Annotated in this window: 8 protein-coding genes and 1 pseudogene; 5 read left to right on the top strand and 4 right to left on the bottom strand. The window is 48.7% G+C overall.

Annotated features, from left to right (window positions below):
* Positions 1-395 precede the first annotated feature (395 nt).
* The 3 genes from ACN0XM_RS09080 to ACN0XM_RS09070 form a co-directional block, all read right to left on the bottom strand.
* Positions 396-626 (bottom strand): hypothetical protein, encoded by a 231-nt coding sequence (locus ACN0XM_RS09080; protein WP_417566621.1) that lies wholly within the window; start codon positions 624-626, stop codon positions 396-398.
* Between the two features lie 459 nt (positions 627-1,085).
* Positions 1,086-1,730 carry a hypothetical protein gene (locus ACN0XM_RS09075; protein WP_417566620.1) on the bottom strand — a complete coding sequence of 215 codons (645 nt, stop codon included), beginning with the start codon at positions 1,728-1,730 and terminating at the stop codon, positions 1,086-1,088.
* A 9-nt stretch (positions 1,731-1,739) separates the two neighbouring features.
* Positions 1,740-2,498 (bottom strand): ion transporter, encoded by a 759-nt coding sequence (locus ACN0XM_RS09070; protein ID WP_417566619.1) that lies wholly within the window; start codon positions 2,496-2,498, stop codon positions 1,740-1,742.
* Between the two features lie 205 nt (positions 2,499-2,703).
* Between ACN0XM_RS09070 and ACN0XM_RS09065 the strand changes: the two genes are divergently transcribed.
* Genes ACN0XM_RS09065 through ACN0XM_RS09055 form a run of 3 tightly spaced genes read left to right on the top strand, consistent with a single transcriptional unit; the run spans position 2,704 to position 8,573 of the window.
* Positions 2,704-5,028: a TerB N-terminal domain-containing protein gene (locus ACN0XM_RS09065; RefSeq protein ID WP_417566618.1), complete on the top strand. Its 2,325-nt coding sequence runs from the start codon at positions 2,704-2,706 to the stop codon at positions 5,026-5,028.
* A 6-nt stretch (positions 5,029-5,034) separates the two neighbouring features.
* A complete protein-coding gene (locus ACN0XM_RS09060; protein WP_417566617.1) occupies positions 5,035-6,378 on the top strand; it encodes an ATP-binding protein in 1,344 nt (447 codons plus the stop codon).
* A complete protein-coding gene (locus ACN0XM_RS09055; protein WP_417566616.1) occupies positions 6,378-8,573 on the top strand; it encodes a DEAD/DEAH box helicase in 2,196 nt (731 codons plus the stop codon). The genes ACN0XM_RS09060 and ACN0XM_RS09055 overlap by 1 nt, the downstream gene beginning before the upstream one ends.
* Positions 8,574-8,590: 17 nt before the next feature.
* Here ACN0XM_RS09055 and ACN0XM_RS09050 read toward each other — a convergent pair whose 3' ends face one another.
* A complete protein-coding gene (locus tag ACN0XM_RS09050; RefSeq protein ID WP_417566615.1) occupies positions 8,591-9,202 on the bottom strand; it encodes a BRCT domain-containing protein in 612 nt (203 codons plus the stop codon).
* Between the two features lie 250 nt (positions 9,203-9,452).
* Here ACN0XM_RS09050 and ACN0XM_RS09045 point away from each other — a divergent pair.
* Together ACN0XM_RS09045 and ACN0XM_RS09040 are read left to right on the top strand one after the other, a co-directional pair.
* Positions 9,453-9,566 (top strand): annotated as a pseudogene (locus ACN0XM_RS09045) (integrase core domain-containing protein); the annotation flags it as partial.
* 103 nt (positions 9,567-9,669) lie between these two features.
* Positions 9,670-12,711 (top strand): DEAD/DEAH box helicase, encoded by a 3,042-nt coding sequence (locus ACN0XM_RS09040; protein ID WP_417566614.1) that lies wholly within the window; start codon positions 9,670-9,672, stop codon positions 12,709-12,711.
* Positions 12,712-12,785: the final 74 nt, after the last annotated feature.

The following is a 12,785-nucleotide window of genomic DNA, read 5'->3' as shown; positions in this document are numbered from 1 at the left end:
ATGTCGCCTGACGCATATCCTATTTAACATAATATACATTATGCGCAGTATGCGATGCTGAGGCGGGCAAGGTACGGGGTCCATAGGACGACCACAGAAAGTGCTAAAGAATAGCCACAGAAAGTACTAAACCTTCACAAGAAGTACTAAATTCGTCGTCCACTTCTCTATCACTCTAATTCTGAACGTTTTTCATGTTTTTCGAATAGTGCCCCTCGATCGAGCAACCGCTGGGGTTTTGACGGTTAATTCCGTTTTTGGAATAGCGTCAGCTCTCAGACCCCTGTTGGCACTATTTCGGAGTCCCGGCAGGAAAGATTGGAAGGATTCAACCAGCGGGTCACCACCTAGATATTAAAGCTCGCGGTCCGCGCCAGCTTCATTTCTATTGTGGGTCAGCCGTCGCCTAACCCTTCGAGCAGCTTTTCAAGTCGAGGTCTATGGTCTGGCATTACGGAGTTGTGGAGCAAAGCGCTAGTTGTGTATTCGTGGACATCAATTCTGTGTTCGAACGCTATCGCTTTCGGTTCAAGAGTTAACAGATGACGATTTATCTGATTGACTTCGCTCCAGGACAGTTCGGCTTCATGCTCAGCAAGTCGTCCAAGTGGGTGTTGTTCGTTCATCGATTTCTCCTCTAGTGAAATGCTTGATTCCACACTGACACATTTCGAAAACCGATGTGCACATATCTTTTTTTAAGAGGTAATTATCTTTGTTCTTACCCTGCACTTGAGATGTGAAATGCGAGGAGATTTTTGGATGAGCAAGATCGGCCAGGCGCGCGTCTGACATGCTCCCCTTTGGCTGAACCGCTTTCTGCTCAGGTAGGGTCACCGGCCCTTTGGGTTGCGCTAGGTATCCCTGAGGTAAAACCCGCATGACTATCCGGAAACCGAAGGAGGTACTGACGCCATGGGAATATCTGGCGAAATACCAACAGGCGGAAAACTCTAACCAGCGGTGCAACTAAAACAGGGATGTTTACAGTACGGCTGACCATCGCCATGCTATGTAGTCGTCCCGCTTAAGGGTTGCAAGAAATTGTCGAGCAGCAGCCGACACTTTAGACTCCATTATATTTACTAATATAGCCTGTAAAGCGTGCTTCCCTGCTTACTTATAGCAGTTGAAACTAGGTTCTCTGTTTGCATTTTCTGAAGTGTCGCTCGGATATTCTGAAAGTCATATCTACCCAGAGCTTCGAATCCCGGTTGCTTACTGCCCCAAGCACGAATGCGTCTGGGTGAAAATGCTGTTGGCGCGAAATGCTTCAGAAATTTTAGTAGAAGATCTCTTAACTCATTACCTTGAAGCATTTCATGGATTTCGGCGAGTTCATCGCCTTGCCGTACACGATCTTCTAAGGCTTCGATTTGTTCCGCTAGGTAACTGAGTTCTTCAGCGTGCTCCGACGCTTGGGTGCTGAGCACCTGTTGAAATTCTACTCCACCAATTTTTGTGATTTTCAACCCTAATTTAGACCAAGGTATCCACACCAAAATGAGGCCCGTCATCGATATAGTCAGTAATGTTGGCACTCCGAAATCAACGGGTGGCGCAAAAGCAGAAGGTTTTTCAATGTACAACCAAGTAAACCATACACACAAACTGACCATCGCCACACAACAACCAGTTACCGAAACTTTAAGCAGAAATGGGAGACGAAAAGGAGTTGTTGTTGATAATTCTTGTTCCGGTGAATCGTATTCCTTTCTCTCGATGCCCATGGTTGTTTCCTATTCCTGCCCTACTTCCCACTCTGTCGATCTATCATTTTCTTTATGGAGTTCTTCTTGGCGGCGTTCCTGTTCCAGTTGTCGTCGCACATCCGATAGAGATGAGGCAATTATTCCTGTTGGTACAGCGATCATTCCCAGTCCAACCATTAGAATTCCAAATGTAAATAAACGACCCCCGCCAGTTATGGGATAAATATCCCCATATCCAACGGTGGTCAGCGTTGCAACTGCCCACCATAGCGCATCAAATATCGATCGAAAGACCTCGGGCTGCGCTTCGTTTTCAAAGTGATAGATACCCACGGCAGCAAGGAATAGAAGCACAAAGCTCGCAATTGTAAAAATGACCAGCTCTTCCTTGGCGAGATACATGGCTCGCACAAATCGGAGAATAGCCAAGTTGTAGCGGGCGAGCTTCAGGATCCGAAGCAGGCGCAACAGGCGGACCAACCGTAAGCTGCGTAGATCGAAGAAAAAGCCAAGATAAAATGGCAAGATTGCAAGAAGATCCACCAACCCATAGAAGCTGAAAATGAAGCGTAGCCTCTGGGGAGACGTGTATATCCGGCAGAGGTACTCAATCGAAAAAAGGCCTACAACGACCATCTCTGAATAGTAGAGGAATGCCCTAGTCATTGATGAAAGGCCCGGCAGGGTTTCAATTGAAAAGGTGACGACTGAAAAGAGGATCAGCCCTGCAATTGACCAAGCGAAGAAGGGACGATCAAGAATTGGCGTTTTTTTGTTGTTGCTCACTTAATTGTTCCCTCACCGGACTTCGAAAAAAGGTTGAATCGCAGCTGTCTCCTCGCATTGTGAAGCCCCGCCTCGAGCGATCTACAGGTTCTCGATAGAGAAATCTTTCGAGACGGTACAACACTGACGAATCATTGCAAGTTTGTTAGCCTGCTATAAGCTTACTGAAGTGAGCTTTCGAAAATAGTGGAACTAGGAGTAGTCAATGGAAGTGACGGTGTTGTTGGGTGCATTAGTGTTCATTGCCCTTGCGTCCTATTTTTTTGGAGAAAGGCCTTCCTCAAAGAAATCCTCAACGAGGTCCCCAAAAGTCGGAAAAGGCCAGTACGGAGCGAAGCGATCCACTGTGAAGCGCGCCACACGCAATGGAACTAAAACCAAAACAGATCATCGTGAGGTTCTCGGTTCTACGGAAATTGACGATGATGGTTTAGCTACTTTCACCATTTCATTTGGGCAGCAGGAAGAAAGCAGTCGAAACCGAAAAACAGGCCGATGGATCGATCCTGGAGAGCAAATAGAAATTGCTGGCCACACCACCAAGGATGGCAACTTCTATTTTGGGGGAAGATTAAGCGCCACAAACGAGTTTGGTTCCGAAGCGTCACTCATTGATGAAACCTTAAAGGTTGAGAAGGCAACTTGCCGTGAGTCTGACCATTCGTTGGGATATTGGCCAAAGTACAATCGACTCTCCCCTAAGTGCCGGGGAGCCTACCTTGATTGGTTATCATCGACACGGAATGATCCGAACACCCCCATCGGCTATGTCTTCCTATATTTCTATGGATTGGAGCGTCGAATTGTCGTCGATTCAGTTGAATCCAATCAGGTCGGTGATGAGGACTTCAAAGGAATTGCAAAGGAGATCCGGCGACTGCTCGACGTTTATGGCAAGAACCCGGCTTTCAGGAACTACGCTTTCCGTTTGTTGGAATGGATGAAGCTTTTGCGCCCTAAACAGGTGTCGATTTCAAGTGATGAGGTCTCTGAGCACAACCTCAGGCTCTTGTTCTCGATCCATGCCGGAAAGCTTGTGGCAGCCGGCCAACCCATTCCATCGCAAATGGCTTATGTGTGGTTGAATTTTACCGACTTCATTCCGAGAACACCTGCACGGCGGTGCCGCAGAGAATTTAGAAAGCTTTTCTCGAAACTCTTTAGTGATCAATTTGCTGACGGTCTGAAGATCAAACCCAACAAAACCGTTGTGCAGCCTTCTTATCGACCAGCGAGTGGTTCACTGTTGCATACCACCCTCGATGAGACTCGGGTACCGGACCCGACTGCACTCAAATCCGTAGCGAATAAACTCATAAAAATTGCGGATCAGGCCTCCGAAAAGCTCGACTCATACAGTCGATATCTGGGGAAGGAAGGAAACTCTCGCGATGATATTGAGGCCGTACTCCTGCTACCTGAGGAGATAGCAGACTCATCCAGCTCCGATCTCATATCTTCCTTCTCAGGTTGGGCAGAAAAGGTCATAGCTGAAAACCAAGGTTTGGTGTCCTTCCAGGAGCTTTGGGCGCAGCTATCCGACACGCCAACCGAGAAGGTAAACAAAAAGGAGGTTGTGGTTTTACAAGGTGTTCTGGACAGAACGGGTTTCGGCATAGCCCCAGACCCGCGCTTTCATCATGCCAAGCCTCAACCTACTGGTAATGTGGTTTTGTTTTCTGGCGGCCATAAACAGTTAGAAGAACCCAGTGACACATTTAATGAGGTGGGCATGGCCCTTAGACTCGGTGCCATGGTCGCGAAAATCGATGATCACGTGCATGAGGCTGAAGTTAATGTTCTAGAGAACCTAATAAACAACCGCTCGGAGCTAACGGAACCAGGCAAAGCAAGCCTACACGCTTACCTCACCTGGCGGCTGAATTCACCGCAGAACAGCGCCAGCTTGAAGAAGCAGATTGAGAATCTTAGTCAGGATGGGAAACACGGTATTAGTAAGATTCTAGTCAGTGTCGCTCTGGCGGACGGCAGAATCAGTCCGGATGAAATTAAGCAGATGGAAAAACTCTACACTAGCCTTGGGTTAGATAAGGCATTGGTTTCCAGTGATATTCATGGCTTGACTACCGCTAGAGCGCCGGAGAGCCCAGCCGCCTCCACTTCTCCAAAAGCTGTCGGCTTCGAGCTTAATGAGAGTGTTTTGGCGCTGCATGAATCAGAGACAAAGGATGTGCAGAGCATTCTCGGCTCCATTTTTAAAGAGTCTGATGATGAGGAATCAACGGTAACTGAGCCAGAACCCGCAAAAGAGGATTTGCCTGTGGATGATGATCACGGACTGGATCCAGCGCATCGAAAGCTGTTTGAGAAACTGATCACCCAAGAGAAATGGAGCCGCACAGAACTTGAGTCCATGTGCAATGGGCTAGGGCTGATGGTGGACGGAGCCCTCGAGACGATCAACGATTGGTCGTTTGAGGTATTGGAAGAGCCTGTTCTGGAAGACGATGGCGACATTTATGTCATGCTTGATGTAGCCGAAGATATCGCACAAACCGTTAAGGAATAATTGCTCATGAGTGAGAAGCGTATCAGGCCCAAGGAACGAGATTCGATTATCCAATCTCTCAAATCAGGGGTAACGCCAAAGGTCGGAATTCAGCACATTCAAGTCGGGCGAGTAAACGAAATAAAGGCCCTGTACCGCGATATTGAGCGGGTTACTGATGGCGGTTCCGCTTTTCGGTTAATCATTGGGGAGTACGGCTCAGGCAAAACCTTTTTCCTAAGTGTTGTGCGGAGCATCGCATTGGAACGGAAAATGGTGACGGTGAACGCTGATCTGTCACCAGATCGGAGAATCCATGCGTCATCGGGCCAGGCACGCAACTTATACTCAGAACTAATGCGAAACATGTCGACCCGAAACAAGCCTGATGGCAACGCTCTGACAAGCGTAGTCGAGCGCTTCGTCACGCAAGCTCGCAAAGAGGCATCCGCTAAGAATGAGTCAGTGAATGACGTAATTCATGAGAAGCTGGCAAGACTTTCTGAGATGGTCGGTGGTTATGATTTTGCGTCTGTTGTCGAAGCGTACTGGAACGGCCATGAACAGGGTAACGATGATCTAAAGGCCAACGCTATTCGATGGTTGAGAGCTGAGTACTCCACCAAAACGGATGCCCGCCGTGATCTTGGCGTCCGAACAATCATTGATGACTCCAGTTTCTACGACTCGCTGAAATTGATGGGCCTGTTTGTTCAGCAGGCGGGCTATAGCGGACTCTTGGTGAACCTCGATGAGATGGTTAATCTCTACAAATTAAATTCGACCCAGGCTCGAACTTCGAACTACGAGCAGATTCTCAGGATGCTTAATGATTGCTTGCAGGGTTCTGTTGAGGGACTCGGCTTTCTGCTTGGGGGCACGCCCGAGTTCCTTTTGGATCCCCGAAAGGGACTCTATAGTTATGAGGCTCTTCAATCGAGGCTCGCTGAAAACAGCTTCGCTCAGCGCGCCGGTGTGACAGACTATTCATCCCCTGCCCTGCATCTCGCAAGCCTGACCCCGGAAGAGTTATATATTCTTCTCCGAAACCTGCGGCATGTATTCGCCAGCGGGGACCAGGAACAACATCTCGTCCCGGACGATGCCCTTAAATCATTTCTGAATCATTGTCATCAGAACATTGGCGAGTCTTACTTCAGGACACCACGAAGCATCATAAAAGCGTTCCTGGACATGCTGTCGATTGTGGACCAGAACCCACAGGTTCAGTGGTCGGATCTGGTAGCCAATATCGAGCTTGAGCCTGATCGGCCTAGCGATGTGGATACCGAGATCGATGTGAATGAAGGGGCTCAGGATTCGGAAGATCGTCCGTCAAATGATGATGGACTTGCCGGATTCAAAATTTAATGGACGAATATCAGAAACTGGACAGACGGATCCAGAAATGGATTTTCAAACAAGGCTGGCCTGATCTGAGGGAGATCCAAAAAAAAGCCGTTGACCCTATTCTGTCTGGAACTACGGATGTCCTGATCAGCGCTTCAACCGCGGCGGGCAAGACAGAGGCCTTCTTTCTGCCCGCTATGACAGCCGTAGCGGATCAGGAAGAAGGCTTCGGTATCCTCTATCTGAGTCCGCTCAAAGCATTGATTAACGATCAGTACCGTCGATTGGAAATCCTTTGCGATATGATGGAAATGCCTGTCACACCATGGCATGGAGACGCCCCGCAAGGTTTAAAGAATCGTGCTCGGAAGACCCCTTCTGGCATTCTGTTGATCACTCCCGAATCTTTGGAAGCGATGCTTATTAAGCATGCTGGGTGGTCTCGCCAGGCTTTTGCTCACACGCAATATATTGTGATCGATGAATTTCACGCATTTATAGGAACTGAGCGCGGCCAGCAGCTGTTATCCCTGCTCAACCGTTTGGAACACATGCTTGGGCGTATCGGAAATCCAATCCCAAGGGTAGCCCTTAGTGCGACTCTCGGAAACCTCGAATCTGTTCCGACTTCCATGCGCCCGAATGGCACTATGCCTTGTGTCACGATTACTAACTCCCAAAGCCAGGCAACGCTCAAAATGCAGGTTAAGGGATATCGTGATCCGATTGATCTCAAGCCAAACGATTCTCAGATGCCTGCGGAGTACCGAATTTGTGAGGAGCTTTACACCCTTTGCAGAGGCGGCTCTCACCTGGTATTTGCAAACAGTCGACAGCGAACAGAGGCCATCGCAGCTCGACTAAGCGACTTCTGCGAAAGCGCTGTCGTTCCCAATGAGTTCTTTCCGCACCATGGGTCTTTGTCTCGAGAGCTTCGAGAAGGACTCGAGTCTCGCCTACAGAAGGATACCTTGCCGACCACGGCGATTTGCACGATGACCTTGGAACTAGGGATCGATATTGGAAAGGTGAACTCGGTCATACAAGTGACAGCTCCCCACTCTGTATCAAGTTTGCGGCAACGTATGGGCCGCTCAGGAAGAAGAGGTAGCCCCGCCATTCTGAGAATGCTGATCGCTGAAAACGAACTTAAGGCCGAATCAAGTCCTAACGATAAATTGCGAATGGAACTTGTTCAGTCGATGGCAATGATTCGGCTACTTATTGCCGATAAATGGTTCGAGCCAGCAGATACCAGTCAATTTCACTTTTCAACGCTCGTGCACCAGATTCTTGCGACAGTTGCGCAGTGGGGAGGAATTCGAGCAGATCAACTTTATGCACTTCTATGTCGCCAAGGCGCGTTTCAACAGATTACTGCTTCACATTTCATGTCCCTTTTGCGCCATCTCGGCGGCAAGGATTGTATTACTCAACTTGGTAGCGGAGAACTCGTACTTGGTATTGAGGGTGAGCGCCTCGTAAACCAATACACGTTCTTTGCAGTCTTCAAGACTCCTGATGAGTTCCGGGTGGTAAATGGTGCAAAGACAATCGGGCAGCTGCCCGTCGACGCTATGATTCTCCCCAATCAACACATTATTTTTGCCGGTAGACGCTGGAAGGTCATCGATGTCGATACGGATAGTAAAGTTATCTATGTCGAAAAAACAAAGGGGGGCAAACCTCCTAAATTTGGCGGCGAAGGCCTGGGTATGCATGACCTTGTCAGAGAGGAAATGCTCTCCATTTATAAATCCGGTGACTATCGAATCAGCACTGCCAGTGGGATGGTCGATTATGCAGACACAGAGGCAAAGGAGTTGTTTCGGGAGGGTGTCGAGTTTTTTGAGCGCGCTGAGCTTCGGAAAAGATCTGTGATTGAGCAAGAGGGCCACGCCTATATATTTCCGTGGCGCGGAGATAAAATAGTGAACACCCTATCCGCTATTCTTCTGATGAAGGGATTCCGTGCCAGTCATTTCGCGGGAGTAATTGAGGTGCAAAGGACCACTTCCGATTCAGTCGTCAGTTCTCTGAAAAGTGTTCTCCAGGCCGGTTTGCCCTCAGATTCTGAGCTTGCGGAAACAGTGCCGGAGAAACATATAGAAAAATTTGATGAGCTGTTACCCGAGGATTTGCTTACGGAGGGTTTTGGACGTCGTATGTTTGATGTCGATGGTGCGGAAGATTGGCTACAGACCGCACTCGAATAATGGGGTAGTAGGAATGCTCAGCTCAACCCGCCAGAGCAAAGCCAATGCTCCTCAGTAAGGATCACAAGGGGTAAGCCCTTCTCTCTATACTCGATTGCTTGCTCAATTTTCCGACCAAAAGTTTCATGGGCCCAACTGTCCGTGACATAAGTGCCGAGAACAAGGTAGTTCAGATTTTTGTTAACACCCTTCGCAATGGTCCCGCCGAGCGACTCCGTTGCTTCATGGCATTGCTTCCTGGTTCCAAACGCGCATGTTCCCGTGAAAAGGAAAGAACTTCCGTTAAATTCGATCTCAGGCAAGGGGTCATTAACGGGTAATGAAGACGTTTTGGCTAATTCACCAATCTCAGAAGTGTCGCCCGAGATCTTCTGAAGGATCTCTAGTAGCTCGACGGATTCTTCGCGATCCAGAACTCCGTCCTCGAGCATTGCTGAGACTCTTTGGAGCAAATTAATGATAATGGGGTTATCGGTGGATTGCCTACTCTGAACAAGCCAACTCATCAAGAACTCAGCTTCAGCTTGATTTACATTGCCGTCAGCTGAAACTCCTTTGCTTAGACCTATCAGTGTGTCGATCTGACGATCTTGTATATCCTTTCTATTAAATTTGTTGAAAATATCCATGTCCGATAGTTCCTCCTGTTATCTCCTCCGCCGAAAAAAGAATGCTCTCGGTTTCTCTAAAAATTCTGGCACTTAATGGTCGCTAGTTCCACCCAGAGTTGAGAAACCCGGCTCATTGACCCTGACCCCGTATTAGGTCCACCCAGAGTTGGAAAAATCCGGCTCCTGACCCTGACTAAACTGAAAACGGTTAAGCCGGAGGGGAGCCGGCGAGCGAGGATTTAGCACTCTCTGTGGTCGTCCAGGTCAATGGATGACGGAATACAACGATGAACGTCCCCACGACTCACTGGAAGACATGACGCCATGTGAATACCTGGCGAAACTCATAAAGGCGGAAGACTCTAATCTGCGGTGCAACTAAGACAGCGATTTTTCACAAACGCCTGTTCAACAACGAATAAGCTCGTAAGGTACACTCGTTGCGGTATACCGAATTATCAGATGCAAAGGATGCTGGAGTTTTTGTGGATTTAGAAGCACTGAAGGCCGACGAAAGAACATCTTTATATTCGAAATCACCAGATGTAGACAAAGCCTCTTTTGGAGATGCACTCAGGCATCTACACAAATACGAGTTCTGGGATGGCACTCCAGGTCTCTGGGAACACCAGCAGGCTGCAATTGGGACGGCCGTTGCTTATATTCATGGGAACAAGACGATCTCTGAGCGGCCTGATCTTAAAGAGGCCGCCCTGCTTAAGCTTCCCACCGGAACCGGGAAGTCAGGGATCGTCGCTGTCTTATCACGCTGCTTGCCAAACGTTCGACGAGTGCTCGTATTGACTCCCCGCACGGCCCTGACAGAGCAGCTGATATCAGACATCCGTTATCGGTTTTGGAAGCACATCGGCTATCAAATGGACGGAACTGAACTATTTACTGGGAGCGCGGATTCTTTGGGGGGGGCGCTTGAGGATGCATACGTGGAACAGCTCCTCACCAGGAGTGCTCACCAAATTGCCAAACAGATACGTGCAGAGGACGTTGATCGCGCCATACTGATAGGCACTCACCAAGCCCTTGGCGATATTCGCAAAATATCGAAAGACCCAGAACATGCACGTGCTGATAGTTGCTTACGCATCCTAGAAGAGATCCAGCAAAATTTCGATTTAATAATTGTTGACGAAGGGCATTATGAGCCAGCAATTTCTTGGTCTCGCGGCGTTCGCGAATTCAACCTACCGACGATATTGTTAAGTGCTACACCCTACCGAAACGACTACAAATCCTTTCGGGTTCGCGGCAATTACCTTTTTAACTTCCCTTACGAGCAATCGGTCGAAAACAAGATCATTCGCCCAGTAGAGATAGTCGCTCCCACTGAAGTTCCCAAGCAAGAACCCCAGTCAGCGATTAAGCAGTTTATTGAAATACTCCAGCAAGAGCTGCCCGAAAAGCTGGAGCGAGCCAAGGCTTGGTTCAGCGATGGTAAAACGCCGAAGGTTATGGTCCGAGGAGATGATCTCGATACGCTCATGATGCTCCAAAACTGGATCAATAGTGCCTTTGGCACCCAAGCTGTGTTGATCCACGATAAGGCCAAGAAAACTCTGGAAAACCCAAATCGTTTCACCAGCGTTGCTTCTGCCCTCCGCAGTCGGCCGGACGCTACCTTCTGGATACACCAAAACAAGCTGATGGAAGGCATCGATAACCCTGAATTCATTGCAGTGGGCATATTCGACCTTATGAGCAATGCGCGCCAGCTCGTCCAACAAATCGGCAGAATCACCAGGCACTCAGACGGCGATCAAAGGTATCGACAGTCGGGCTTCGTTATTTGCTCTCCGGCAAATGCATCACGCGTCAAACAGATCTGGGAACGCTACAAGGGTTACGAGGACTATGCTGCGCGAAATACGGCTCATATCGTAAGTAACGAGGTCACGCTTCCTGACCGACTCCTTGAGTACATGGCCGAATATCAATACATCAGTGGTGAGTTTCGCGCGCGGTTTGAATTCGAAAAAGCTCTTTCAGCAAAGGACATTCAACTTCCGCGTACCGCTGCCGTCTTCAGCGGTGTCGAACCACTTATCGATATCACGAAATTTGCTCCCATTGTTGAGGAAGCGCTCCTCAATGAGGATCGTTTTAAAATCAGTCCCATTGAGGGCATGCCTGAGAATGCCTTCGGATTCTCTTACTATGCGTGGCGCAACTCACCTTACCTAGTTGATCGCTTTTTCTCAGAATGGAAATTGGGGATATTTGTTGCGGTGCTGAAAGAAGGCTTTGTTCTAATGCATGATACCGAAGGGCTGGTCGTCGATAAGTCGGAACTTAACCTCAAACGCGCCAGTCGTTCGTTGATGGAAAAGGCATTCCCCGACGGTGACGAAGGGAACAAATCACGCCTCTCACGTATGTCATTTTCGTCACTCGATATGTCACAACATGCCATTCGCGGCTTGGCGATGCGAACGCGCTCCTTTGCCGATGTCTTCACCGACCTTCTTGATCCATCTTTGGTTCCTGCAACAGCAGCAGGCTTTGTTGACGGCACGGCTCGCTACATCGGTTTTGCCCGATCTCGTGTGCGTGATGCTTCTGAACGATATGTTTCGTTGTCTCAGTACATAGACTGGTGTGCAGAAGTCGTTGACGAAATTACTGATGGTGCTCGCTCCCGAAGCCGCGTGTTCGATCGCTACGCAGCCATCGTGGAGGATGTAACCACCGATGAGGCTCAACCGGTCTCAATCCTACTCGATCCTTCACCAGGTGATGTGCTTGATAATGAAACTGGCATTACACACTTCGCACTGGACGAGGACGTCAACTATTTCGACTTGTGTTCGGATGTCGAGCCAGGAAATGGAACCTTTTTTATCGAGATTGATGATGAAAGGATTGAATGCAGCATTCAGTTCGAGGAAAAGACTCGTAAGTACCAAATCGAAAGTGAGGCATTAAATGCTAGGTTCCCCCCTCCTGAACATGATAATCGTAAGCAAGGGCGATCAGTGGTTCAGCGCCTCAACCAGCAGCAAGCATTTCGAGTTCTCACCAGCCGTGAAGGTGTGATTTATTCCGAGGGAAGTTTTTACCAACCCCGTCTTCTTTGGTCGCTGGAGGATGGCAGCAAACCCATCCTTGACTACATCTACGCGGCCAGGTCACTAGAGCCCGTGGTTTCTGAGAAAGGTGAAGACTACTTCTTTAAAAACATTGGCGATTGGTATCGCCAGTCAATCTTCGGTCTATTCGCTGCAATATGCGAAGGTAAACGTGCTCCAAACGGAATAGATGCCGACGATCTCACAGCAGAAATTGAGGATGTGCCAATCTGGCTATGCGACGATGACAGTAAAGAAATTGCAGACTTCATTGGCATTGATCCTGAAGCCAGAAAGATGATTTTAGTTCATGCAAAGGTTGGTGCCCAAAAGGAAGGCGGACGAGGTTTCAATGTCGGCGGACTTCAAGAAGTTGGTCGCCAAGCTCTCGCCTGTCTTAGCTTTATATCGATTGGAAGCCCTTCCTCGTCTTGGACTCCTTGACCTGCTCCCCTCTAGCTTAACCGTTTTCAGCTTAGTAATGTTCATCACAGCAGAGGACGATGAACATGAAAAAG

This window comes from Marinobacter sp. (assembly GCF_048269445.1).
Taxonomy (GTDB): Bacteria; Pseudomonadota; Gammaproteobacteria; order Pseudomonadales; family Oleiphilaceae; genus Marinobacter.
Note: the sequence above shows the minus strand (reverse complement) of the source record. Positions and strands in the feature narration are given on the sequence as shown.